General features: G+C 51.3%; 21 protein-coding genes. 18 read left to right on the top strand and 3 right to left on the bottom strand.

Annotated elements, in window-relative coordinates; genetic code table 11:
* Positions 1–11: 11 nt before the first annotated feature.
* The 5 genes from murA (at position 12) to sigE (ending at position 5,763) form a co-directional block, all read left to right on the top strand.
* Positions 12–1,274 carry a UDP-N-acetylglucosamine 1-carboxyvinyltransferase gene (murA, locus tag DW677_RS00770; RefSeq protein ID WP_242992087.1) on the top strand — a complete coding sequence of 421 codons (1,263 nt, stop codon included), beginning with the start codon at positions 12–14 and terminating at the stop codon, positions 1,272–1,274.
* A gap of 119 nt (positions 1,275–1,393) precedes the next feature.
* Positions 1,394–2,209, top strand: a complete 816-nt coding sequence (locus tag DW677_RS00765) for a cell division protein FtsQ (protein ID WP_347473007.1) — start codon at positions 1,394–1,396, stop codon at positions 2,207–2,209.
* 218 nt (positions 2,210–2,427) lie between these two features.
* A complete protein-coding gene (ftsZ, locus tag DW677_RS00760; RefSeq protein WP_117470932.1) occupies positions 2,428–3,624 on the top strand; it encodes a cell division protein FtsZ in 1,197 nt (398 codons plus the stop codon).
* 414 nt (positions 3,625–4,038) lie between these two features.
* Positions 4,039–4,947 (top strand): sigma-E processing peptidase SpoIIGA, encoded by a 909-nt coding sequence (locus DW677_RS00755; RefSeq protein ID WP_181968276.1) that lies wholly within the window; start codon positions 4,039–4,041, stop codon positions 4,945–4,947.
* 75 nt (positions 4,948–5,022) lie between these two features.
* Positions 5,023–5,763, top strand: a complete 741-nt coding sequence (gene sigE / locus DW677_RS00750; RefSeq protein WP_117470930.1) for an RNA polymerase sporulation sigma factor SigE — start codon at positions 5,023–5,025, stop codon at positions 5,761–5,763.
* Positions 5,764–5,823: 60 nt separating this feature from the next.
* Here sigE and DW677_RS00745 read toward each other — a convergent pair whose 3' ends face one another.
* Positions 5,824–6,537: a hypothetical protein gene (locus DW677_RS00745; RefSeq protein WP_117566299.1), complete on the bottom strand. Its 714-nt coding sequence runs from the start codon at positions 6,535–6,537 to the stop codon at positions 5,824–5,826.
* 289 nt (positions 6,538–6,826) lie between these two features.
* Here DW677_RS00745 and DW677_RS00740 point away from each other — a divergent pair, with 289 nt between their 5' ends.
* The 6 genes from DW677_RS00740 to holA all read left to right on the top strand — a co-directional run bounded on the left by DW677_RS00740 (position 6,827) and on the right by holA (position 14,141).
* Positions 6,827–7,711: a DegV family protein gene (locus DW677_RS00740; protein WP_117566298.1), complete on the top strand. Its 885-nt coding sequence runs from the start codon at positions 6,827–6,829 to the stop codon at positions 7,709–7,711.
* The gene (locus tag DW677_RS00735) at positions 7,698–9,170 is read left to right on the top strand and encodes an ATP-binding protein (protein ID WP_015555044.1); all 1,473 of its coding nucleotides are present in this window, start codon (positions 7,698–7,700) and stop codon (positions 9,168–9,170) included. The genes DW677_RS00740 and DW677_RS00735 overlap by 14 nt, the downstream gene beginning before the upstream one ends.
* An 11-nt stretch (positions 9,171–9,181) precedes the next feature.
* A complete protein-coding gene (locus DW677_RS00730) occupies positions 9,182–10,120 on the top strand; it encodes a GerMN domain-containing protein (protein ID WP_117566297.1) in 939 nt (312 codons plus the stop codon).
* 28 nt (positions 10,121–10,148) lie between these two features.
* Positions 10,149–12,524 carry a DNA internalization-related competence protein ComEC/Rec2 gene (locus DW677_RS00725; protein WP_181968275.1) on the top strand — a complete coding sequence of 792 codons (2,376 nt, stop codon included), beginning with the start codon at positions 10,149–10,151 and terminating at the stop codon, positions 12,522–12,524.
* Between the two features lie 105 nt (positions 12,525–12,629).
* Positions 12,630–13,109, top strand: a complete 480-nt coding sequence (locus DW677_RS00720; RefSeq protein WP_117512789.1) for a hypothetical protein — start codon at positions 12,630–12,632, stop codon at positions 13,107–13,109.
* A 54-nt stretch (positions 13,110–13,163) separates the two neighbouring features.
* Positions 13,164–14,141 carry a DNA polymerase III subunit delta gene (gene holA, locus DW677_RS00715; protein ID WP_117552825.1) on the top strand — a complete coding sequence of 326 codons (978 nt, stop codon included), beginning with the start codon at positions 13,164–13,166 and terminating at the stop codon, positions 14,139–14,141.
* Between the two features lie 357 nt (positions 14,142–14,498).
* Here holA and rpsT read toward each other — a convergent pair whose 3' ends face one another.
* Positions 14,499–14,762 (bottom strand): 30S ribosomal protein S20, encoded by a 264-nt coding sequence (gene rpsT, locus DW677_RS00705; protein WP_021905348.1) that lies wholly within the window; start codon positions 14,760–14,762, stop codon positions 14,499–14,501.
* 180 nt (positions 14,763–14,942) lie between these two features.
* Between rpsT and gpr the strand changes: the two genes are divergently transcribed.
* Together gpr and DW677_RS00695 are read left to right on the top strand one after the other, a co-directional pair.
* Complete coding sequence (gene gpr, locus DW677_RS00700) at positions 14,943–16,004, top strand: GPR endopeptidase (RefSeq protein ID WP_117472274.1); 1,062 nt, start codon at positions 14,943–14,945, stop codon at positions 16,002–16,004.
* A 163-nt stretch (positions 16,005–16,167) separates the two neighbouring features.
* On the top strand, positions 16,168–17,520 hold the full coding sequence (locus tag DW677_RS00695; protein WP_242992084.1) for a stage II sporulation protein P: 1,353 nt from the start codon (positions 16,168–16,170) through the stop codon (positions 17,518–17,520).
* Between the two features lie 17 nt (positions 17,521–17,537).
* Here the strand turns inward: DW677_RS00695 and DW677_RS00690 are convergent, their stop codons facing one another.
* Positions 17,538–18,896 (bottom strand): MATE family efflux transporter, encoded by a 1,359-nt coding sequence (locus DW677_RS00690; RefSeq protein ID WP_117472278.1) that lies wholly within the window; start codon positions 18,894–18,896, stop codon positions 17,538–17,540.
* Positions 18,897–19,354: 458 nt separating this feature from the next.
* Between DW677_RS00690 and lepA the strand changes: the two genes are divergently transcribed.
* From lepA to glgD, 5 genes are all read left to right on the top strand, one after another.
* Positions 19,355–21,169 (top strand): translation elongation factor 4, encoded by a 1,815-nt coding sequence (lepA, locus tag DW677_RS00685; protein ID WP_117472280.1) that lies wholly within the window; start codon positions 19,355–19,357, stop codon positions 21,167–21,169.
* 82 nt (positions 21,170–21,251) lie between these two features.
* The gene (locus tag DW677_RS00680; protein WP_117566294.1) at positions 21,252–22,265 is read left to right on the top strand and encodes an NUDIX domain-containing protein; all 1,014 of its coding nucleotides are present in this window, start codon (positions 21,252–21,254) and stop codon (positions 22,263–22,265) included.
* Positions 22,266–22,273: 8 nt separating this feature from the next.
* Positions 22,274–23,401, top strand: coding sequence for a radical SAM family heme chaperone HemW (gene hemW, locus DW677_RS00675; RefSeq protein ID WP_242992083.1), 1,128 nt, complete (start codon positions 22,274–22,276; stop codon positions 23,399–23,401).
* A gap of 296 nt (positions 23,402–23,697) precedes the next feature.
* Positions 23,698–24,906 (top strand): glucose-1-phosphate adenylyltransferase, encoded by a 1,209-nt coding sequence (locus DW677_RS00670; protein ID WP_117470919.1) that lies wholly within the window; start codon positions 23,698–23,700, stop codon positions 24,904–24,906.
* On the top strand, positions 24,900–26,039 hold the full coding sequence (glgD, locus tag DW677_RS00665; protein WP_117484188.1) for a glucose-1-phosphate adenylyltransferase subunit GlgD: 1,140 nt from the start codon (positions 24,900–24,902) through the stop codon (positions 26,037–26,039). Before DW677_RS00670 ends, glgD begins: the two co-directional genes overlap by 7 nt.
* Positions 26,040–26,096 lie beyond the last annotated feature (57 nt).

Below are 26,096 nucleotides of genomic sequence, written 5' to 3'. Positions count from 1 at the left end.
TCGGTTTGCAGGTGTTTAAAGTTCAGGGGCTTAAGCCTCTGCATGGAAAAATAAAAGTCCAGGGTGCAAAAAACGCGGTGCTGCCCATGATGGCGGTGAGTCTTTTGACAGAGGGAAGAACCGAGATACGGAATGTTCCGAGAATTTCGGACGTGTTCCTCATGGCGGAGATCTTAAGGGACCTTGGGTGTCAGGTGATGTTTCAGGACGATGTCCTGGAGATCGATGCCTCCGGGCTTTCTGGAACGGTGATCTCCGAGAAGACGGTGGGGAAGATGCGGTCTTCCAGCCTGCTTTTGGGACCGCTGTTATCCAGGACCGGGGAGGTGACGACCTGGTATCCGGGCGGCTGTGTGATCGGAAAACGTCCGATCGATTTTCACCTGGATGTGCTCCGGGCAATGGGAGCAGAGATACTTGATGATGGCGGAATGCTGATTGCAAAAGCGAAAAAGCTTTGTGGAACAACATTCCGTTTTCCATATCCCAGTGTCGGGGCGACGGAGAACGCGTTGATGGCTGCCGCTCTGGCATCCGGCACGACAAAGCTCCTAAACTGTGCCAGGGAGCCGGAGATCGTGGAACTCTGCAGCTTCCTGCGTTCTATGGGAGCAAAGATATCCGGGGAGCGCACCGGGACTATCACGGTGGATGGGGTGGAAAAGCTCTTTCCGACGGATCATGTGACGGCAGGAGACAGAATCTGTGCGGGGACATACCTGGCGGCGGCAGCGGCAGCCGGCGGGGAGATCGAGATCACCGGTGTGGATCCGGTGGTTCTGGTAGAACCGTTAAAGGCACTCCGAAAAATGGGAGCCGGGATCCGGATATCCGGGGCGACCGGACCGAAAGCCAGGATCGGTATGGTGATGGAACGGCGTCCGGCCGGGGTCGAGATCGACACCGGGCCATACCCGGGATTTCCGACGGATCTTCAGTCTGTCTTTCTCGCCGTGGAGGCAGCGGGAAGCGGGGAGAGCCGGTTTAAAGAGACCGTGTATGAGGCACGGTTTGAGGCGGCGATGCGGCTTGCAGCCTTTGGGGCCGACGTATCGCTCCATAAAGATACAGCCATAATAAGAGGAAGATATCCTCTTGTTCCGGGGATTGCGGAGACGCCGGATCTTCGCGGCGGGGCGGCGCTTCTAGTGGCGGCCCTGGCGGCGGACGGACTCAGTGTGATCTCGGACAGTGGACATTTAAAGCGCGGGTACGAGGATATCGGAAGAGATTTGAGAAAGCTTGGGGCAGACATAGAGGAAGATGAGCTGTGATGATCGTGGCAATGGATTTTTTGCTCCAGACCAGAGTCTTCCGGTGATCAGTGTGTCGGGTGCGCGGGTCCCAATGATGTTACGTGAGAACAAGTGATCAGATAACAGGTGAAGAGAAAATGTTATTTAGAAGAAGAGGTCTTGGATTTGGAAGACGCGGCTTCAATTTCCATTTCGGGAGAAGAAGCAGCAACGGATTTGGAATGTACAACAGGAGAGGAGGAAGAAAGACGGGGATCATCATTGGAGTGATCATGGCGATTCTCGTCATTCTTCTCGTTCTTGTCTTTTCGATACGGATCAAGGATGTGGAAGTGAGCGGAAATAAGCAGTATACGAAGGAACAGATCGAGTCGCTCTTATTTGACGGCAAGTGGTCCAGAAATTCCGCGTTCTGCTATTATCAGAACCGGTTTAAGGAGCACAAGTCCATTCCGTTTATCGAGGAATATAAGATCAATTTCAAGAGCCCCACAAAGGTGGAGGTCGTTGTGTTTGAGAAGAGCGTTGTGGGCTGCGTCTCCTACATGAGCAGCTACATGTACTTCGATAAGGATGGAATCATTGTGGAGAGCTCTTCCGAGCAGCTTCCGGGCGTTCCGGTGATCACTGGTCTCGAGTTCGGACATATCGTCCTGCACCAGCCGCTTCCGGTGGCGGATCAGGATATTTTCGGCGAGATCTTAAACCTGACCCAGGTGCTGAATGTCAGCGATATCCAGGTGGACAAGATCAACTATAACAGCTACAATGAGGCGGAGCTTGTGATGGGGGACATCACGGTGGAGCTTGGAAATTCGGATAGCCTTGACGGAAAGATCGCGGAGCTTCACGATATCATGACGGAGCTCACAGGACTTTCGGGTACGCTGTATCTGGATACCTATGACGAGACGAATTCCAGCCCGACGTACCGTTTTGTGAAGAAGAATTAGAGTAACGATTCATTAGGTCTGCGCACTTGCTGCGCTGACCGTAAGAAAGCTTAGGCCGGGGACAGCGGAAAATCAGTGTTTTTTTCAAAAAAACCATAAATTTAAGGTTGATATTTTTCAAAAAATCAAATATGATATATGTTAGATTAACTTGGGATTTTTATGACCATGCTAATACAGATGTAATAGATTGATAGATATTAAAGGAGGAGACATTCTTGTTAGAGATTAAGATAAACGAGGCAGAGAATGCCGCAAGAATTCTTGTGATCGGTGTCGGCGGTGCCGGAAATAACGCGGTAAACCGCATGGTAGAAGAAAATATTATGGGCGTTGAGTTTATCGGTATCAACACAGATAAACAGGCGCTTCAGTTCTGTAAAGCTCCGACTGCCATGCAGATCGGTGAGAAGCTCACAAAGGGACTCGGCGCAGGCGCAAAGCCGGAGATCGGCGAGAAGGCAGCTGAGGAGAGCCAGGAGGAGATCTCCCAGGCACTTAAGGGCGCAGATATGGTATTCGTTACCTGTGGTATGGGAGGCGGAACCGGTACCGGTGCAGCTCCGGTGATCGCTCAGATCGCAAAAGACATGGGAATTCTTACAGTCGGCGTTGTAACAAAGCCGTTCCGCTTTGAAGCCAGACAGAGAATGAACAACGCGTTAAAGGGAATCGAGAACTTAAAGAACGCAGTGGATACTCTGATCGTGATCCCAAACGACCGTCTCCTTGAGATCGTTGACAGACGGACAACCATGCCGGATGCATTAAAGAAAGCCGATGAGGTTCTTCTCCAGGCAGTACAGGGAATCACAGACCTGATCAATGTTCCGGGTCTTATCAACCTTGACTTCGCTGATGTTCAGACTGTTATGACAGATAAGGGCATCGCTCATATCGGTATTGGTAAGGCGAAGGGCGACGAGAAGGCACTTGAGGCTGTTAAGCAGGCTGTATCCAGCCCGCTTCTTGAGACAACCATCGAGGGTGCTTCCCACGTTATCATCAACATTTCCGGCGACATCAGCCTGATCGAGGCAAACGAGGCTGCTGGCTATGTTCAGGAGCTTGCAGGCGATGACGCTAACATCATCTTCGGCGCTATGTACGATGAGAATGCGGAGGACGAGGTAACGATCACAGTTATCGCTACAGGCCTTGACGCACACGGTGCAAACACACCGGTTGAGCGCGCAATGAAGGATTTCACAAACTACAAGACAAAGGTACCGGCTCAGCAGGCTCCGGTTCAGAGAACTGCTCCGTCCGTAAAGACTCCGTCTGAGGCAGCAGCTACAACAGAGACTTCCGCACCGAAGTACAACATCCCGACTGGAAATGCCCCGGTTTACCGTCCGGCACAGCGCGGCGAGACCCAGATCAATATCCCGGATTTCTTAAAGAACCGCAGATAAGATTCTGAGGACGGACAAGCCGTATTGGAATTTAATTTATGAACATATTGAGACCTGGAAGAGAGAAATCTTTTCCAGGTCTTTTTGTGTAATAGGAAATTCCGAGGAATTCCCTATTACACAAAAGGCACTAACGTGCCAATGATGCGCACTCGCGCGAAATATTTCTGAAATTTCACCGCAGATCGCGACAAAAATCGTCCAGATCTGCTCTCTTTTTGTTCTTCTTTTTTCGTGTATTCCGCAAATGTCTGCGGAAATCTCTGATCTTCATGAAAAAACAGGAGAGATTCTGTTAAAACGACCCGATGGGTTTTCAAATTTCTCGTCCCTGCTTTGACAAATTCTGGAGAGAAAGACAGGTATACTATGGGAAAACATCAGAAAGGGATGCCAGGGAAAGGAGGAAGTCCGGTGGAGTATGATTGGTACGCCGATCTCTTTTTTCTGGAGGAGGTGTACCGGGATGTTTTGATCTTATGGCTGGCGGCGGTGCTTATGAGAAGGCGGGCAGAGGCCTTGAGACTTCTGGGCGCCGGGATCGCCGGGGGACTCTGCAGTACTGGAAGCGTTTATCTGGAACTTATGGGAAGATGTCCTGCAGGCGGACAGCCGGTATTCGCTGGGATATGGGAAGTTTGGAAACTGCTGGTGACAGGATTTTTGATGATCTGGATCGCTTTTCCGGGAAAACAGACCATGCGCCAGGAGAAAAGGAATGCTTCTGCAGATAGAGGAGATTCCTGGATGAAAGTTTTGAAGTGGCGCGGGAAGGAACTGGGAGTCCTGGTCTTATCCGCAGGGATTTTGCAGAGTGGGCTGGCGATTCTGCGGGAGCGGTGTTTTCTTACAGGCTGGAAAAGTCTGATGTTTATGGGATTTTTCTGTATGGGAGTTCGTTTCTTGGCGGTAGCTCTTGTGAGGCGGCCGATGATCGGGAAAACACGGTATCAGGTCCGTCTTTTCTTAAATGAAAAGTCGAAGGAGTTCACGGCGATGGCGGATTCAGGGAATCGGCTCGTGGAGCCTGTGACGGGAAAGCCGGTGAGCATTATCGCGGCGGCGGATGCGAAAGAGTTCTTAGGCGAGAAGGCGGGAGTCCTTATGATCCCATACCGGGCTGTCGGAACGGAAAATGGAATGCTGCCGGGAGTTCTCTTTGACCGGATGGAGGTCATGTCCGAAGAGTGCGGGAGTATCTGGATCGAGCGTCCGATCGTGGCGATTTCGAAGGAACCTCTGTTTTTCGGGAAGGATTTTACGATGATACTGCCGGAGTGTCTGGTGTCAGGGGAAAATGTGCCTGTGGCAATAGGGGATTGACATGAAGTCTGAACGACGATGTATGAAAAAATAACTGTGAAGGTGACTAACAGTTAGAAAAAGGAGAGAATGAGTATGATTATGAGAATTTCTATGCCAAACCGGTTCCGCCTCAAAAAAGTGATGGGGTTCCGCACGATGATTCGTCCGGAGCGGGGGGAGATCCATTATATTGGAGGTGCGGATATTCTTCCGGCTCCGCTGTCACTGAAGGAGGAGACTGAGGCGTTAAATAAGTTTGGAACCGAAGAGGAGAAAGAGGCAAAGGCAGAGCTGATCGAGCACAATCTCCGCCTGGTTGTCTACATAGCAAAGAAATTTGACAATACCAGCGTTGGCGTAGAGGACCTGATCTCCATCGGGACCATTGGACTCATCAAGGCCATCAACACCTTTAACCCGACGAAAAATATCAAGCTGGCGACCTATGCGTCCAGATGCATTGAGAATGAGATCCTGATGTATCTTCGTAGGACCAGCAAGATGAAGCTTGAGGTTTCCATCGATGAGCCGTTAAACGTGGACTGGGACGGGAATGAGCTTCTGCTGTCGGATATTCTCGGGACGGAGGAGGATGTGATCTATAAAGACATGGAGGATGAGGTGGAAAAAGATCTTCTTAAGAATGCGGTGAGCCGCTTAAGCCCGAGGGAGAGAAAAATCGTGGAGCTGCGCTATGGTCTGAAGCGCCGGGATGGGGCGGAGATGACGCAGAAAGAGGTGGCGGATCTCATGGGGATCTCCCAGTCATATATTTCGAGGTTGGAGAAGAAGATCATGATGAGGCTGAAGAAGGAAATCGTGAAATTTGAATAAGAAAATTAAAAAGACTGCCCGGCTGATGAATCAGGTTCATCGGTCAGACAGTCTTTTAAATTATTCCTGATCGTACAGCTTCGTATACAGCGTCTCACAGAGCGAATCCGCATAGGACTGGTCAGGGATGTCGCGGTCGGTGATGAGGAAATCCTGGATCAGCTCGAAGCGCTTGAGACTCAGTTCCTCGCCGGAGAGGTCCGGGTCTTCCATCAGAAGCTGCTCATCCAGCTCTTTTGCGGAGTAATTCTTTAAGAACCAATCGATGATCTCCTGGGTCTGGCGTTTTTCATCGTCGGCTTCCACCTTTAACTCGGCAGCGCGCTTCCTTGAGGAGACTGCAACGACAAAGCTGCCGATGGCGAGAACAACGAGAACGCCCTCAAACATATATTTCTGGAATCCTGCCATTGGGAGATGGAAAATTCCCAGAAGGCAGAGTGCCGCGCCGATGGCAAGTACCCCGCCGACTAAGAAGAACGCGGATGCGGAGGAACTCATGTCATCGTAGCGCTGGCCCTTATCCACGTAGGCGTGGACCGGCTCAGCGGCCGGGGAAGACTTCTCGGGTGGATTATCCCCGGAGAACTCCGTATCAGTCCCTTCACCGGAAAACGGATCCATCTCCTGCGCCATGGCGGCAAGCTGTTCTTCCTGTTCCTTCTTTTTCATGGCTTCCGCCACTTCTTTTGATTCCACGAGGGGACCGCCGCAATCGCTGCAGACTTTGATTCCCTCGACAAATTCCATATCGCATTTCGGACAATAAGGCATAATCTGTACCCCCATATTAAAAATACATTGCATATTACGGTCTGCGCTTTCACACTAAGCGCTGCTTTGCGGCTGCCGTAATCCGCTTCGCCGCTCGTGCCAAACATGCGAGCATGTTTTTCACTCACTTACTGCTCAGCATATCATAAATTTTCTATTTCGTCCACAGTTTGGGCAGTTTTGCACTTCCATTTAGGTAGGAAATCGGTTAAAATAGGAGCGAGTCCTGTCCGTATGGAATGGAGAGAAAGAGGGCGGACGAAAGAGAAACAGAAAGGGGCAGTTTTGTATGAAAATTGCAGTTGTAACAGACAGCAACAGCGGAATCACCCAGGCTCAGGCAAAAGAGATGGGAGTTGCGGTTCTGCCAATGCCGTTTATGATAGATGGAGAAACATATTACGAAGATATCACACTGACACAGGAGCAGTTCTACCAGAGATTAAAGGACAATGCTGATATCGCTACCTCCCAGCCCACACCAGATTCCATCCTGAAGATGTGGGACAAGCTCTTAAAAGAGTATGACCAGATCATCCATATCCCGATGTCCTCCGGACTTTCCGGATCCTGCTCTACAGCGATGATGCTGGCGGGAGAGGATGAGTACGAGGGAAAAGTGTTCGTCGTTGACAATCGACGGATCTCTGTGACCCAGTATCAGTCTGTAAAGGACGCGCAGATGCTGGCAGCTATGGGGATGGACGGAACGCAGATCAAGAAGCGTCTGGAGGAGACTGCGGCTGATTCCGTCATCTTCATCACCGTCGATACCTTAAAATACCTGAAAAAGGGCGGCCGGATCACATCGGCTGCAGCGGCTCTCGGCACACTTTTAAAAATCAAGCCAGTGCTGATCATTTTAGGTGAAAAGCTTGATTCCTTCGCGAAAGCCCGTACCATGAAGCAGGCAAAGACCATGATGATGAACGCGATCCAGAAAGAGCTGGACGGGAGGCTTCACGACAGTGAGTGCAGAAACTGCCATCTGGCAATCGCCCACACCGACAACGAGGAAGCAGCGCTGGAGTTTAAGAAAGAGGTCGAAGAGCGCTTCCCGAATGCTGATGTATACATGGCACCGCTTTCCTTAAGCATCGCGTGCCATATCGGACCGGGCAGCCTTGCTGTGACGGCAACGAGAAAGATGGAAGAGGAACATGAGAAAAATTAGGGAAAGGATCCGGAAAATTTACCGGAAGCATACGCCGAGCGTCAAGGTTCCCCTGATCATCCTGATGGTGATGTTCTGTATGATCCCGCTTCTCGTGGAGAGCCGGATCCTTGCCAGTTCCTCAAGACAGAGTCAGGTGGAGCGCCGGATCATTGATGTCCAGAACCAGTGTCAGATCCTAAGCAATAAGATGTCAAGAACTGGATATCTCACAAACTCGGTGGTGGACAACGCCGCCATCGATACGGAGCTCTCCCTGCTCTCGGATATCTTCAGCGGACGGATCCTGATCGTAAACTCCGGGTTTAAGATCGTAGAGGATACGTTTTCTCTCTCGAAGGGAAAGACATTGATTTCCAATGAGGTGATCAGGTGCTTCCAGGGTGAGAATACGAGCCGGTATGACAGCCTGAAACACTATTTCGTCCTGGCAATCCCAATTCCGGAGTTTGAGCAGGAGACGGGAACCATCACAACGGGAAAGACTGCGGGCGTGATGATCGTGACAGCGTCGACGGAGAGCATGTACAGTCTGGAGGACAGTCTGAATGATAAGGCATCCCTGTACGAGATGATGATCTTCGTGATCCTGCTGATCCTTGCGGTCCTCTCGGTCCATTTTATCATGAAGCCCTTTGGAAGCCTGATCGCGTCGATCCGGCGTGTAGGTGAGGGAAACCTGGATGAGGATGTCAATGAGGAGGCGTACCGGGAGACAAAGCAGATCTCCGAGACCATCAATAAAACCCTGGAGAAGCTGAAGGCCGTGGACCAGTCGAGACAGGAGTTTGTTTCCAATGTCTCCCATGAGCTCAAGACTCCGATCACGTCGATCCGTGTCCTTGCGGATTCCCTGATGGGAATGGAGGACACGCCGAAGGAACTTTACCAGGAATTCATGCACGATATCTCCGATGAGATCGACCGTGAGAGTAAGATCATCGACGATCTTCTGACTCTGGTCCGCATGGACAAGGCGTCCTCGGGACTTTCCTGCAGCCAGGTCCAGATCAACGGACTGATCGAGATGGTCTTAAAACGCCTGCGTCCCATCGCCAGAAAGCGGAATATCGAGCTGATCTTCGAGAGTAAGCGCGATGTCTCAGCGGATATTGACGAGGTGAAATTCTCCCTGGCGGTGAATAACCTGGTGGAGAATGCGGTCAAATATAATAAGGAAGACGGATGGGTCCGGGTCACACTGGATGCCGACCACAAGTTCTTCTATTTAAAGGTTGCGGATTCCGGAATCGGTATTCCTGCGGAGTTTAAGGAGCGCGTGTTCGAACGCTTCTACCGCGTGGACAAGGCGAGATCCAGGGAGACCGGCGGAACAGGGCTTGGACTTGCGATCACGAAAAGTGTGGTCCTGATGCATCACGGCGCGATCCGTGTGGACAGTGTCGAGGGCGAGGGAAGTACCTTTATGGTGCGGATCCCGTTGATCTATATTCCGTAGGAGGGAGAAAAATGAAGAAATTTAGGATGTTTCGGGTGTTTTTTCTCCTCTTCGCGGTCCTGTTCGCCTTAAGCGGCTGTACGGGAAAGACGACCGTGGAGCAGAGCGGAAATGCCTATACGATCTACTATTTAAACACGTCCGGGATCCAGCTCGTTGGAAGCGAGTACCGGACGGAGACGACGGACCTGGATGCACTGGTCCGGGAACTTCTCGATAAGATGGGAAATGTGCCGGCGGATCTCGACTGTCAGAGAGCGCTGCCGGAGCGGATCGAAAAGATCACCTACCGGATCGAGGGGAATGTTCTGTATTTATATGCAGATGCCAACTATGCGCTGATGAATTCGGTGCAGGAGATCCTGTGCCGGGCGGCGCTGACGAAAACACTGACCCAGATTCCGGATATCGAGTATCTGAGCATCTACTGCGCGGAGCAGCCGATCACGGACGCTGCGGGAAACCCGGTGGGAATGCTTTCCGCCTCTGATTTTGTGGACAGCATCCGCGATGTCAACTCCTTCGAGCGGACGGAGCTGACGCTGTATTTTGCCAATGAGGCGGGAGACCAGCTGGTGGAGGAAAAGCGGGAAGTTATGCAGAACAGCAATACATCCCTGGAGCGCCTCATCGTGGAACAGCTGATCGAAGGTCCTCAGGAGCTTGGACATTATGCGACGATCCCGTCAGATGTGAAGCTTTTGAATGTGTCCGTCAATGATTCGGTCTGCTCGATCAACCTTGACGCGGTGTTTTTAAACAGCACTCTGGATGTGGCGGCATATATTCCGATCTATTCCATCGTGGATTCCCTTGCGGAGCTCTCGACGGTGAGCCGTGTGCAGATCCGGATCAACGGATCCCAGGACGATGTGTTCCGGGACCAGATTCCGTTAAGCACGGTATTTGAACGAAATTACGATTATATCGTAGGAGGAAAAAACGATTAAAAGGCCTTTGCTGTGTGTGACAGGGGGATTGGTACTTGGAGAGGCACTGAACCTGTGGATCCCGGCAGAGCAGATGATTTTTGGACTGGCAGTCTGGCTGCTCTTTTTGGTGTGCGTGTTTGTCCGCCGGAAGAGCAGATATGGGCTGCCGGTCTTTCTTTTTGTGGCGGGAATGTCTGCCGGATGTCTTCGGATGGGAGCGGAGCAGGCGGTTTTCTCCCGGGAGGAGGGATTTTTCCGGGAGGAACATGAGGATGGCGTGGTTCTTCAGGGAACTGTCCAGTCGGTGAAGGAGAAGGATGGGACGCTGGAGGTCGTGCTTAGGGATTGCGCAATGGAAGGTAAAGATGGGGAGTCTGGTGAGAAGCTTCGAAGAGTTTTATGTTATCTGGATGTGAATAAAACAGGGGAAGCAGCTGAGGCGGTTTCGAAGCAAAAACCATCACCCGCTGTCGGTGAGAAAATCCGAGTCTTCGGAGAGGGAAAAGCGACAGATCCGGCGAGAAATCCTGGGGCGTTTGACTACCGTCTGTATTGCAGGTCCCGCGGAATTTCCGGGATCATCTATGTGGAGGGATATACGGTGACTGGCGGGAAGGTACATGTATTTTCGGACAGCCTGTACCGGATCCGGAGGTGCTTTTCTGAGCAGTTAAAGGCGATCGCTCTCCCGGAGGACGCTGGAATTCTGTCGGCGGTTCTCTTTGGGGAGAAGGATGATCTGGACAGTGAAATTTATGAACTTTACCGGAAGAATGGGATATCCCACCTCCTTGCCATCAGCGGGCTTCATGTCTCCATTGTGGGGCTGGGAATCTGGAAGATTTTCAGGAAAGGCGGGGCGGGGTTCTGGATCTCCGGGATCTTCGCAGGGGGATTTCTCTGCGCCTACGGCATGATGGTGGGCAGCGGCGCGTCTGTGGCCCGGGCGGTGTCAATGGCAGGGCTCTCCTTTCTCGCGGCGGCCGTAGGGCGGACATACGATCTTCCGACGGCAATGTGTATTCCGGCGGCAGGATTGCTGCTTGCTCATCCGTATCTGCTGTCCCAGGCGTCCTTTCAGCTGTCCTTTCTTGCGGTGACATCACTGATCTATCCCGGCAGGCTTTTTTCTTCGCGGGGGGAAAAGCTTTTTACGGATGAAAAAATATCTGCGGCAGCGTCCGCGTTCTTTACAAGTCTTTCGATCCAGGTGGTGACAGCGCCGGTCATTCTCTGGCATTCTTTTGGGATACCGGTCTACGGGGTGTTCTTAAATCTAATTGTGATCCCGCTTATGACGTATGTGGTCATATCGGGATTTCTTGGACTAGGTCTGTCTTTTTTATCAGAATCGGTTGGGGGTGCGATGCTTGGAGGCGCGCATTATATTTTGAAATTTTATGAGGTGATATGTAATTGGACAGGGGAGCTTCCGGGGGCAGAGCTGGTGCTGGGGCAGCCGGAAATATGGAAAATTGGGTGTTATTATGGATTGATGATATTCGGATCAGTTGTTTATGAGAGGGGGATGGAGATTGCGGAAAATAAAAAACATCGCCTGGTGTTATTATGCGCCGCCTGGCTTGCGGCATTTCTTTTCCTGCTCCCATCCCGCCAAACCGGACTCTCTGCCACATTCCTCGACGTAGGCCAGGGCGACGGAATCGTTCTGCGCTCCGAATCCCATACGATCCTGGTGGACTGCGGCAGCAGCCAGCAGAAATCCATCGGAGAGAAGGTTCTGGTGCCGTATCTTAAGAGCCAGGGGGTGACGCGTCTGGATCTTGCGGTCATGACCCACGGGGACCAGGATCACATGAACGGGATCCGGTATCTTCTGGAACACCCGGAATCGGGAATCCGGGTGGGAGGTCTCATGATGCCGGAGGCGGGAAAGGATGAGATCTACGGGAAGATGGCGGAGCTTGCGAAAAAGCGGGATGTTCCTGTTTTTTATGCCCAAAAGGGAGATATATGGAATAACTTTCCGGGAAAAGGAATGTCCATGGAATGCCTGTCGCCGGATGGCGGAACAGAGTTCACGGACCGGAATGAGGAATCCCTGGTGTTCCGCCTGACCTACGGACGTTTTTCCATGCTCCTCACGGGAGATATGGAGACATCCGGGGAGGAAACACTTTTGACTTCCGGCGTTCTGACTCCGGTGACGATCTTAAAAGCCGGACATCACGGTTCCGCCACCTCATCCAGCGAAGAGTTTATAGAAAAACTGTCCCCATCCGTGACGATCCTCTCCTACGGAAGAAAGAACCGGTACGGACATCCTGCGGAGAAAGTCCGGGAGCGGCTTTTAGAACATGGATCAAAGATCTATGAAACAGGCCTTTCCGGCGCTGTCATGGTCCGGACAGATGGAAAGAAACTCAAAATAAAAACGATGCTTCCGCTTGACACAGACTGACCGTGCTTTACATCGGAAGGAAAAGTTTTAACTTCCGCTTACAAGGATTTTACAAAAAGTCCGTTTTGCATTTTACATCGCGTTTCTATAATAAGAGGAAAAAACATGAAATCCAGTAAAATTAAAACAATTGCAGGCCGGATCCTCTTTTTCATCGCAGTGTGCTTCATATTCATTATGCCGATTTTAAGTTTCCTTCGGATGAGCCTGACGACCGACGGAGGCTTTGGTCTGCAAAACTATGTGGACATGCTGCATGAGGAGAGAACAGTGAAGGCGGTCCGGAATACGCTTATCATATCCACCGCGTCAACAGTCATCGCGGTGGCGGCGGGAAGCTTTTTTGTATTCTTAACCGCCTATACGAATGTAAAGAGAAAGAAACTCTTAGAACTTCTGGTCCTCGCGCCGTATATCATCCCGTCCTACATTATCACACTGTCCTGGAGCAGCCCAGCGGCGATGTCCGCAGCGATCGTCTTCATTGTATTCTTCGTGTACAGCCTGGTGGTGCTCGTGAAGAAAAAGGATGAGGAGGACGCGAAGCGCCCGAAGGCGCAGCTTGACCAGTGTTCGTATATCTGATAAAATTAGAAAAGTTTCAAAATGATACCAATAAGACAGTTTACGGAGGCGGCTATGCAGACTTTAAACCAGGATATTAAGGATAAGACATTTAGGAGAGTCTATTTGCTGTTTGGGGATGAGCCGTTTCTTGTGAACAGTTATAAAAAGCGTCTCCGGGAGGCGATCGCCGGGGATGACACGATGAATTATAATTATTTTGAGGGCAAGGGACAGGATGTGAAAGAGATCATTAGTCTCGCGGACACCATGCCTTTTTTTGCTGAGCGGAGACTTGTGCTGATCGATGGCAGCGGATTTTTTAAGAGCAGTGCGCCGGAGGAGCTTGTGAATTATATCCCGGAGATCCCGGAGTCTACATGTATGGTGTTTGTGGAGAATGAGGTCGACAAGAGGAATAAGCTCTACAAGAAGGTGAAGGACAACGGGTATGCAGCGGAATTAAAGAAGCAGGACGCGGACCAGCTGATGCGCTGGGCAGCGGGGATCCTTTCGAAGGACGGGAAGAAGATCACGCGCCAGGTCATGGAGTATTTTATGGAGCGGACCGGGGATGACATGGAGAATATCAGGATGGAGCTGGAGAAGCTGATCTGCTATACCATGGGGCGCGAGGTGATCACGAAGGAGGACGTGGAGGCGGTCGGGACGGTCCATGTGACGAACCGGATCTTTGAGATGGTGACGGCGATCGTGGCGGGGAATACGAGGAAGGCGATGGATCTCTATGAGGATCTTCTGACTCTGAAGGAGCCGCCGATGCGGATCATGTTTTTGATCGCGAAGCAGTTTAACCAGCTTCTGCAGGTGAAGGAATTGGCGGGGAAGGGGGCGCAGAAGAGTGAGATCGCGTCCAGGGTGAAGGTACCGCCGTTTGTGGCGGGGAAGCTGATGGCGCAGGCGAGGGCGTTTACGAGGGAGCAGATTCTTTCTTATGTGGAGTTTTGTGTGGAATCGGAGGAGGCTGTGAAAACCGGTCGACTCTCGGATCGGTTGGCGGTGGAGTTGCTGATTGCGAAGAAGTATGAGTAAGGTTGGATCAACTTGGCAAAAGGACGCGCAGGCCTGGCTTCGGATTCGGGTGCTGGTGGATTTCAGGGGCGGTTCCTCTAGGCTTGCAGAAAAATGCTAAGGGCGGAGAAAAGGTGACACAACTCGCTGCGCTCAGACAAGTGTCACCTTTCCTCCAACGCATTTTCCTGCGAGCCAAGAGGAAGCCAGAGCCCCCGCAATCAGGCATCCGGGTCCGAAGGCAGGCCTGCGCTGGGGGTTGGATGGAGCTGGGTACATTGACCGGTGCTGAGATATAAAAAAGAACCGCTGTTTCTGACACACCTCGGAAACAGCGGTTCTTTTTATTTATGCGTAATAATCCAGTTCGATGATAAATTAAGCCATTGCGCTTACAGCTTTAGCCAAACGGGATACTTTTCTGGAAGCGGTATTCTTGTGATATACGCCCTTGGAAGTAGCCTTATCGATTTCGCTTGTAGCAGCAAGAAGTGCAGCCTGTGCAGCAGCCTTGTCACCAGCAGTAATTGCAGCCTCTACCTTCTTAACGAAAGTTTTCACTTTGGATCTGATTGCTTTGTTTCTAGCAGCTCTTGTCTCTGCTACTACGATTCTTTTCTTTGCAGATTTGATGTTAGCCAATCTGTACACCTCCATATTATTTTAAAAAATTATCTCTGTTTGTTTTGCATCAAAGCCTGGACACGGACAGTTCAATGTAAACATACTATTACATTCTAGCGAATATTTCCCGGTATGTCAATACATAAATTGCTTTTTTGCGAGAAAAATAAGGAGAAAGTTGAGATAGGAGGCGTGTTTATGAGACAGGCGGATGTGGAGTTTACGGTGAGGACGGATCTGGCGCTGGAGGAGAGAGAGAAGGTGCAGGGGAGTGAGATTCCGGGGATCCGGGTGCGGGAGTGGGAGAAGGAGGAGACTGGGATCCGGGTGACGGAGGTCGCGGTGTGTGATGAGAGAGGAGAGAAGGCGCTGGGAAAGCCGGTGGGGATGTATTTGACGGTGGAGGCGGCTTCGCTGGCGAAGAAGGATGATGATTATCACAGGGAGGTCTCGGAGGAGTTGGCGGGGCTTTTGCGGGGGATGCTAAAGGAGCATGGGCTTGAGACGGAGAAGATGGGGCGGCCGGTGAGAACTCTGGTCGTTGGCCTGGGAAATCCGGAGGCGACGCCGGATGCTTTGGGACCGAAGGTTTTGGAGCATCTTCAGGCGACGAGGCATCTGGAGCTGGAGTATGGGACGGATTTTTGCAGGAAGCACGGGTATCCGGTCTTAAGCGGGATCACGCCGGGGGTCATGGCGCAGACGGGGATGGAGACGGCGGAGATCGTGAAAGGCATTGTGCAGGAGACGGAGCCGGATGCAGTGATCGTTGTGGATGCGTTGGCGGCGAGAAGTGCCGGGAGACTGGGAGTCACGGTGCAGCTATCCGATACGGGGATCCAGCCGGGATCCGGGGTCGGGAATCACCGGAGCGGGCTGACGGAGGAGACACTGGGGATTCCTGTGTTTGCGATCGGGATCCCGATGGTCGTCGGGGCGGCGGCGATCGTGTATGATACGGTTGGGGCGATGACGGAGGTGTTGAGGGAGAAGATAGGGTGTGATGTTTTGGAAAAAGATGATGAGGTAATGGAAGCGGAGGACTCGGACAGGGATCGAAATGGTGAAAAGAAAAGAAAATCCGGAGAGAAGAAGCTGGAAATTCTTCGGGTAGAAGAATCTTATGAGCTTGTTAAGGAACTCTTAAAGCCGGACCTCGGTCCCATGTATGTGACGCCCCATGATATTGATGAGCGGGTGGATTTTCTGAGCTTTACGATCTCGGAGGCGATCCATGAGGCGTTGTTCAGAACTGCATAGATTTGCGTGATATATGTGAAAAACTCTGCATTTTTTATTCGGAAATGGCTGTTGGTGCCTGGCTGATATGGTTCGGATTTTGCGGCGGCAGTATGGTTGCGCAGGTACTGAATAACCGCATATTCACATAAACTGTAAAGAAACGGCGAATCAGGCGGCAGATATGAGGCGGAGATGGTACTATTTTAAGCGGATGCTTCAGGCGGACCGCCTGTTTGTTGCGCAGATGATCGGAAATATCATCAGGATGATCCAGTATGCCGGGCGGTGGATCGTGTTGGCGGTGGTCTGCGTGGCGGCGCTGTATCTCGGACGTGGGTTGTGTGCGGGCGCATGGAAGGATTTCTATGAAAATTACGCGGTGCGGATCGCGGATGATGTGATGCGGGGATTTCTTCCGGCGTGGAAGGAGGATGAGGGTACGGCTTTTTATCTGGAGAGCAGAAAAAATGGCAGCAGGCGGACAAAGGAGTATGAGGAGATATTTGGGATCGAGAATGAGAATGGGGTACTGCGGGCAGAATGGATCGCAGACAGGGAACAAAATCAGGGAGTTTACGGAGATGATCGTAGGAAGAATGCATGGGGAAGCGGAAATGCGGATGAAAATGCACAAGACAGAGCAAAAACAGAAAGTTCAGAAGAATGGGGGAATTCGGGAAAAAGCGGAACTGGAGAAAACGGATCATCCCAGAATGAAAAGACGACACTCGCAGGCCTGCTCGCAGCAGGAACCTTTAACACCGGAAATTCCGGCATCATTTTAGAAAAACTCAACGATTACGACTACCTGATGAAAAAATTCTACAACGTCCACCCCACAACAACGGCGGGCCGGGACCTGATGCGGGCGGAGAATTTCCTCGCCGCGGACCTTTCCATCGAAAAAAACGCCGACATCCCCCAGATCCTGATCTACCATACCCACTCCCAGGAGACCTACGCCGACTACCCGGAAAATTCGGAGGCGGACGTGATCCACCTCGGAGAGTGCCTGGCGAAGCTTCTCAGGGAAAAGGGGTACAACGTGTACCATGATGAGAGCGTCTACGATTACCGGAACGGAAAGCTGGACCGCAGTGCGGCGTATACCTACGCCCTCGACGGGATCTCTGGTCTCCTGCAGAAATACCCGTCTATCGAGGTGGTCTTGGATGTCCACCGGGACGGCGTCTCGGATGGGACGAGACTTGTGACGGAGATCGACGGGACGGAGACCGCGAAGATCATGTTCTTCAACGGGACATCCATGAGCCCGGACGGCCCCATCGAGTATCTTCCGAATCCAAATCTCAAGGAAAACCTGGCGTTCAGCTTCCAGATGCAGCTTCTGGCTGCTGGAAAATATCCGGGACTTACGCGAAAGATCTATTTAAAAGGCCTCCGCTATAACGAGCATGTCCGGGCGCGTTCCGCCCTCATCGAGGTGGGCGCCCAGACAAACACGTATGCGGAGGCGAAAGCGGCGATGATGCCGTTATCCGATCTCCTGGATCAGGTACTGACAGGAGAATAACAGAACATGGGAAGAGGTTACATATTGATCTTTTTCTCCCATTTTCCGGACATATAGTAGAGCTCTACGAGAACCGAAGCTACGATCCAGCCCACTGGATATCCGAATCCGACAACTGCGGCTGTATTGCAGATCGAGGTCGCGATATAGAGATAGATCTGGCGGAACAGGACAAAGGAGAACAGCATGATCAGCATCGGTGTCCTGGAATCTCCGGCTCCGCGCATCGCGCCCGCAACGACCTGGTTCGGGCAGCAGAATGCCAGCATGAACACGTTCATCCGGAGAAACATGGTTCCGTACCGGACAACGTCAGGCTCCTGGTTGAAGACTGCGACGAGCCGAGGCGCAAAGAGGAAAAGGATCCCAGCGCTGGCGAATGTAATGAGGAGTGCCAGCCGGAGAGCCACACCGGTTCCTTTTTTCGCGCGGGGCAGATTCCCGGCTCCCAGGTTCTGACTCATAAAGGTCGTGGATGCCTGTCCGATACTCTGCATCGGAAGGAAAACAAACTGGTCGATCTTTGAGTAGCTGCTCCATCCGGCCATGCAGCTGGATCCGAAGGTGTTGATATAGGACTGGACATACACGTTGGAAAATGATGTCAGTGACTGCTGAAATCCTGTCGGTAGTCCGACCATGAGGATCTGCCGGAAGATTTTTTTGTTGATCCGCAGGTCCTTCCAGGTCAGGCGGTAATTCTCCGTGCTTCTGGTGAGAACGATGAGCACGAGAATTGCGGAAACAAACTGGGAGATGATCGTCGCGTAGGCAACTCCCTCGATGGCCATGCCGAAGCCCACTACAAAAAGAAGGTCAAGGCCGATATTCATGACACTGGAGAGACAGAGGAAGTACAGCGGCCGCTTCGTATCGCCAACGGCACGCAGGATCGCACTTCCCATGTTGTATACAAGCAGACCGAAAACGCCGGAAAAATAGATCTTTAAGTATACGGAGGCGGACGGCAGGACATCATCCGGTGTGGACATAAATTTTAACATATAGGGGGCAACAAAGATTCCAAGACCTGTAAAAATGATCCCACAGATGAAGGTCACTGCCATCGTGGTCTCCACGGCAATGTGAAGCTTTTCGTCATCGTGGGCCCCATAGTACCGGCTGATGACGACACCGGCACCAACAGAGGTACCGGTAAAGAACATGACGATCATGTTGATGATGCTGGTGGTGGAACCTACGGCGGCGAGAGCATGGGAGCCGACAAAGTTTCCAACAACGAGACTGTCCACAGTGTTGTATAGCTGTTGAAAAAGGTTTCCGATCACGAGGGGAACCGCGAACATGATCAGGAGCTTTGTGATGGACCCTGAGGTCATGTCCATGGACTGCTGTTTTTTCCGAGTTTGATTCATATGTTATCTCCCGGGCAGCCATTCAGAAAACGCAGAACGGTCAAGGAATATACAGGATCTGCGAACATGAAGGATAGCTGCTGAAATGATAGAAAAGGTGGACGGGTGACGGGACGAAGAAAAGTCCTGAATATACGTGACAAAATGTTAATTAAAGTCTAAATCAGAATGGATAGAATGTCAATTGATTTTACAACACATAAAAGAATTGTAATTTGTCAGCTTTTTGTCTATTTTTTATCACATCCAAACCTCATACTACTGCTTGCGCGGAAACCTAAAAAATGCTATATTTAACATGATAAATTGCCATTTCTGTCCCCGAGGGAGAAATTCCTGTGTATAAAGGTATTTTCTGATGGACCGAACGATCAGGAGTAAAGATCTGGTGGTCCGACAAGCAGTGACAGAGAAATGGATCATATAAAGAAGAAATCATATAGAAGAGAGGAACATGAATGGTTCATTATTCCCAGGATAAAATCAGAAATTTCTGTATCATTGCCCATATCGACCACGGTAAATCCACGCTGGCGGACCGCATTATCGAGAAGACCGGTCTTTTAACCAGCCGTGAGATGCAGGCCCAGATCCTTGACAACATGGATCTTGAGCGAGAGCGCGGAATCACGATCAAATCCCAGGCAGTCCGCACGGTTTACAAGGCAAAGGACGGCGAGGAGTATATCTTTAACCTGATCGATACCCCAGGTCACGTTGACTTTAACTATGAGGTATCCCGAAGCCTTGCGGCGTGTGACGGTGCGATCCTTGTTGTAGATGCGGCTCAGGGCATTGAGGCCCAGACGCTTGCAAATGTGTATCTTGCCCTTGACCATGATCTTGATGTTGTCCCGGTCATCAATAAGATCGACCTTCCGAGCGCTGATCCGGACCGTGTGGCGGAGGAGATCGAGGATGTGATCGGACTTGAGGCTCACGACGCACCGAGGATCTCTGCAAAGATGGGACTCAATATCGAGGATGTTTTGGAAGCGATCGTCCATAAGATCCCGGCTCCGAAGGGGGATCCGGAGGCACCGCTTCAGGCGCTGATCTTTGACTCACTCTACGATTCCTACCGCGGTGTTATCGTATTCTGCCGTGTGAAAGAGGGAACCGTGAAGAAAGGCACCCCGATCCAGATGATGGCGACGGGAGCTTCCTACGATGTCGTTGAGGTCGGATATTTCGGCGCAGGCCAATTTATCCCCTGTGATGAGCTCCGGGCCGGCATGGTTGGATACATTACAGCCAGCATCAAGAATGTGAAAGATACCCGCGTGGGTGATACGGTGACGAACCGCTTAAATCCGTGCGCGGCCCCACTTCCGGGATATAAGAAGGTAACACCGATGGTGTACTGCGGACTCTATCCGGCGGATGGAGCGAAATATCCGGAGCTCCGTGATGCTTTAGAGAAGCTGCAGTTAAACGACGCGTCCCTGTTCTTTGAGCCGGAGACATCCATCGCACTGGGCTTCGGATTCCGCTGCGGATTCTTAGGGCTTTTACACCTGGAGATCATCCAGGAGCGCCTGGAGCGCGAGTATAACCTTGACCTCGTGACGACGGCACCGGGCGTTGTATACCGGATCCACAAGACGAACGGCGAGGTGATCGACCTCACGAACCCGTCCAACATGCCGGATCCGTCCGAAATCGAATATATGGAGGAGCCGATCGTCTCCGCAGAGATCATGGTGACTACAGAATTTGTGGGCGCGATCATGCAGTTATGCCAGGAACGCCGCGGCGTTTACCTCGGCATGGAATATATGGAAGAGACGCGTGCACTCTTAAAGTATGAGCTTCCGTTAAACGAGATCATCTACGACTTCTTTGACGCGCTGAAATCAAGATCCCGCGGTTACGCGTCCTTCGACTACGAGTTGAAGGGATACGAGCAGTCACAGCTTGTAAAACTCGATATCCTGATCAATAAGGAAACTGTGGATGCCCTTTCCTTCATCGTGTTTGAGGGATCCGCTTACGAGCGCGGCAGAAAGATGTGCGAAAAGCTGAAGGATGAGATCCCGAAGCATTTATTCGAGATTCCGATCCAGGCTGCTGTGGGTGGTAAGATCATTGCCCGTGAGACGGTGAGAGCCATGAGAAAGGATGTCCTCGCGAAGTGCTACGGCGGCGATATCTCCCGTAAGAAGAAGCTTCTCGAGAAGCAGAAGGAAGGCAAGAAGCGTATGCGCCAGGTCGGAAACGTGGAGATTCCGCAGAAGGCGTTTATGAGCGTTCTGAAGCTGGACGAGGAGTAAATTAAAATATTGATCCAGATAAAAAGTCCATTTCAGATCGTTCGAAGAAATGGACTTTTTTGCACATAGATGAGGAACTATTATGAAGCTTACAACATTATGCTACATTGAAAAAGATGACAAATACCTGATGATCCATCGTATCAAGAAGAAACACGACGTCAATAAAGACAAGTGGATCGGCATTGGCGGGAAGTTTGAGCGGGGGGAGAGCCCGGAGGACTGCATTTTAAGGGAGACGAAGGAGGAGACAGGCCTGACACTCACAAGCTATAGACTTCGGGGCGTTCTGACTTTCATGTACAATGATGATGATGCCGAAATGGAGTACATTTTCCTCTACACGGCAGACGGCTTTACAGGTGAGCTGGCAGACTGCAATGAGGGTACTCTGGAGTGGGTTCCTAAGACTGAGATCAACAGCCTGAACCTCTGGGAAGGCGACCGGATCTTCCATCGGCTTCTCGACGAGGAAGCACCGTTCTTCTCTTTGAAACTCCGCTACCAGGATGATCTCTTAAAGGAAGCGGTCCTGGACGGAAAACCGCTGGAGCTTCTTGATCTCCTCGATGAGAATGGAGAGCCGTCGGGGCAGGTGAGAGAGCGCACGCTGGTCCATCTCAACGGTGACTGGCACCGGACGAGCCATGTCTGGGTCGTAAGAAGACGGAGGGACGGCGGACATGACCTGCTTTTACAGAAGCGGAGCCGAGGGAAGGACTCCTTCGGGGGCTGCTACGATATCTCCAGCGCCGGGCATATTCCGGCGGGACAGGACTATCTGGAGTCGGCGCTCAGGGAGTTGAAGGAAGAGCTGGGAATTGCGGCAGAGCCGGAAGACCTGCGGCTTGTCGGGGTCCATGACGGACGCTATGAAGGCGAGTTCCATGGACGGATCTTTAAGAATCATGAGAAGAGTCATGTTTTTGCTTATGAAAAGCCGGTAGAGATCGAAAAACTCAAGCTTCAGAAAGAAGAAGTGGAGTCTGTGAAGTGGATGCGGATCGAGGATGTCCTGGCGGCGGTGAAAGCCCATGATCCGGGATACTGCCTGTTCGAGGACGAGATCGAGATGCTCAGTGAGGTTCTCGCATGAACGGGGGCATGGAATTATATCTGCACATGCCGTTCTGTGTGAGAAAATGCGCTTACTGCGACTTCCTTTCATTTCCGACGGACCAGGAGACCCAGAACCTGTACACGAGGCGGCTCAGGGAAGATATTGACGCCATGGGAAAAAAATACGGGGACATTCCGGTAGATACGATCTTTATCGGCGGCGGAACCCCGTCCGTGCCGGATTCGGCGCTGATTGTCGGGATCATGGAACATGTGCGGAAGGCGTTTCATGTGGCGGAAGGCGCGGAGATCTCCATGGAGGCGAACCCTGGAACCGTGACAAGGGAGAAACTCACAGATTACAGGCGGGCCGGGATCAATCGCCTGAGCTTTGGACTCCAATCAGCAAATGACAGAGAGCTAAAGCTTCTCGGCCGGATCCATACCTGGGCGGAATTCCTGGAGAGCTTCCATCTGGCCCGGGAGTGTGGGTTCACGAACATCAATATCGACCTTATGTCAGCGTTGCCGGGACAGACCCGCGAGTCCTGGAAGGACACCTTAAAGCGGGTCACGGACCTGAATCCGGAACATATCTCGGCGTATAGCCTGATCATTGAGGATGGAACTCCTTTCGGTGAGAAGTACGGGAGCGAAGAGGGACGGAAACTTCTTCCCGACGAGGATTCCGAGAGGGAGATGTACTACGAGACGAAGCGGTTCCTGCAGGACTGTGGGTATGAGCGGTACGAGATCTCAAACTATGCGAAGCCGGGGAGAGCGTGCCGCCACAATATCGGTTATTGGACAGGCTTGCCCTACCTGGGACTGGGACTCGGGGCATCCTCCTACATGGACGGCTGTAGGTTTGCGGTCAATTCCGATATGAAGCAGTATCTGGAAGAAAAGCCGGGGATGTTTACGGATGTGGAAAAGCTCACGAAGAAAGACATGGAGGAGGAATTCTTCTATGTGGGACTACGGATGACAGCGGGGGTGTCCCTCCCGGAGTTTGAGCGGAGGTTCGGGGTGTCCGCGAAGGACGTCTATCCGGGGCTCATGGAAATGTTTGTGGAGGAAAAAGCGGCAGTATTTCAGGGCGACCGGTTCGTTCTGACGGATTATGGACTTGATGTAAGCAATTATATTATGGCGCAGTTTCTGCAGGACTAAAGATCCTGCGGAGACCGCGCTTTTTTTCAGCCGTAGTTTTCGATGTCAGAGATCCTGCGTGGAGTGAAAAAGGGCATGCATGCTGAGAAAAACAAGTAGATCATAGGCGCAGCTTAAATGGTACAGAGGATAAAAAAGCAGAATACATATATAGATTATGTAAAAAACATGGTAAAAGTGCATAAAACCACTATCAAAAACGGCAACAATGTGATATGATTTGTACAATCCAATGAAATGCATGGTTGTACATTTTGCACGGAGAGACTGTATCCAAAAAACAGGGGGATATTATTATGGCTAAGGAAATGATCGCAATGCTTCTTGCAGGCGGCCAGGGTTCAAGACTCTATGCACTGACACAGAAGCTTGCAAAACCGGCAGTCCCTTTCGGCGGGAAATACAGAATTATTGATTTTCCGCTCTCGAACTGCGTAAATTCCGGAATTGATACCGTGGGAATTCTGACCCAGTACCAGCCGATGGTACTGAATGAGTATATCGGAAACGGCCAGCCGTGGGACCTCGACCGTCTTTACGGTGGAGTACATGTACTGCCGCCGTATCAGAAGGCATCCGGTTCCGACTGGTATAAGGGAACCGCAAACGCAATCTATCAGAACATTCCGTTCATCGAGCGCTACGATCCGCAGTATGTGATCATCTTATCCGGTGATCAGATCTGCAAGCAGGATTACAGTGATTTCCTGCGCTTCCACAAGGAAAAAGGCGCAGAATTCAGTGTCGCGGTTATGGAAGTGCCGTGGGACGAGGCATCCCGTTTTGGTCTGATGGTGGCGGATGGGGACGACCGGATCACAGAGTTTCAGGAGAAACCGAAGAACCCGAAGTCGAATCTGGCTTCCATGGGAATCTATATCTTTAACTGGGATATTTTAAAGAAGTACCTGATCGAGGATGAGGCAGACCCGAATTCCGAGAATGATTTCGGAAACAACATCATTCCGAACCTCTTAAAAGACGGACGGAAGATGTACGCGTACCACTTTGCGGGATACTGGAAGGACGTTGGAACGATCTCATCCCTCTGGGAAGCAAATATGGAGGTTCTTGATCCGGAACACAGCGGGATCGATATCTTTGATGAAAACTGGAAGATCTACAGCCGGAACAGCGGTATGACCGGTCACAAGATCGGCTCCAACGCAGTCGTTGAGAATTCCATGATCACAGACGGATGCCGGATCGACGGAAGTATTAAGCATTCGATCCTGTTCTCCGGTGTCAGGGTAGAAAAGGGAGCGAAGATCGAAGATGCCGTTGTCATGGGCAAAACGGTCATAAAGGCCGGAGCTGTTGTAGAACACTGTATCGTCGCGGAAAATGTTGTGATCGGTGAAAATGCCGTTGTTGGATCCATGCCGAAGGGGGAAGAACACGGCGTTGCGACGATCGGTTCCGGAATCACCATCGGAAAGGGCGCAAAGATCGGCCCGAACGCCATGGTCAATAAAAATGTGGAGGATGGTGAAGAACAATGGTAAATTCCAATGCAAATGCGATCGGTATTATTTTTCCAAACAGTTATGATAATCTGGTGCCGGAGCTTGCGGGTGACCGCCTGATGGCATCGATCCCGTTTGCGGGACGTTACCGGATCATCGACTTCCTGCTTTCCAGTCTCGCAAACTGCGGGATCAGCAATATTGCCATCGTGGTCCGGGAGAATTATCATTCCCTGATGGACCATCTGGGCTCCGGACGAGCGTGGGATCTTCTCAGAAAAAACGGAGGCCTCAGTATTTTTCCGCCCTATGCGGAGAAAAATATGAAGGTCTACAGCGGACGCGTCGAGGCACTTGAGAGCATCCTTCCGTATCTGAAAAGCAAAAAAGAAAAGTATGTGATCATGATGGACGCCAATATCGCGGTGGATTTTGATTTCAACGCAATGTTAGCGGAACATATCGAGAGCGGTGCCGATGTGACGGTTGCCTACACAGAGCAGGAGATTCCGGCGGAACTGATCCGCGCAGGTTCCCACGGGGATATGTATTACACGTTAAAGCTTGATGACGGACGCGTGAGACGGATCTTTATGAATTCTGAAATGTGCGGAAAACAGAACCTCTCCATGAATATTTATATTATGGATAGAGAAGCACTGATCGATAAGATCCATGCGGCATTTGTACGTGGATACTCCTGCTTCGAGCGTGATATCCTTGCGCCGCGTCTTGAGAAGTACAACATCCGCGGATATAAATATGATGGATATTACGCGAGGATCTGCGGCTTAAAGAGCTACTTCGATGAGAATATGAAACTTCTCGATGATGAGAATCTGGACGCGCTGTTTACCGGCGGTCAGATCTACACAAAGATCCGTGATGACAACCCGACAAGATATATTAACGGATGTAAGACAAAAAATAACCTTGTGGCTGATGGCTGCGTGATCGAAGGCGATGTGGAGAACTGTGTTCTCTTCCGAGGCGTTAAGATCGCGAAGGGCGCAAAGATCAGAAACAGTGTCCTGATGCAGGATACGGTGGTGAATGCAGGCGCACGGCTGGATTACGTTGTCACAGACAAGAACGTGACGATTGAGGTTGGCCAGGAGCTGAAGGGAACGGATACACAGCCGTTTTATGTGGCGAAGGGGCATACTGTTTAAAGATAGGAGCAAGCCTGTGAATTCAGGAGAGGTCCTGACTCACATAAGATATGTATA

The sequence above is a fragment of the Clostridium sp. AM25-23AC genome, assembly GCF_003435125.1.
Classification (GTDB): Bacteria; Bacillota; Clostridia; order Lachnospirales; family Lachnospiraceae; genus Pilosibacter; species Pilosibacter fragilis.
The sequence above is the reverse complement of the archived record's forward strand: the minus strand, read 5'-3'. Positions and strand labels throughout refer to the sequence as shown.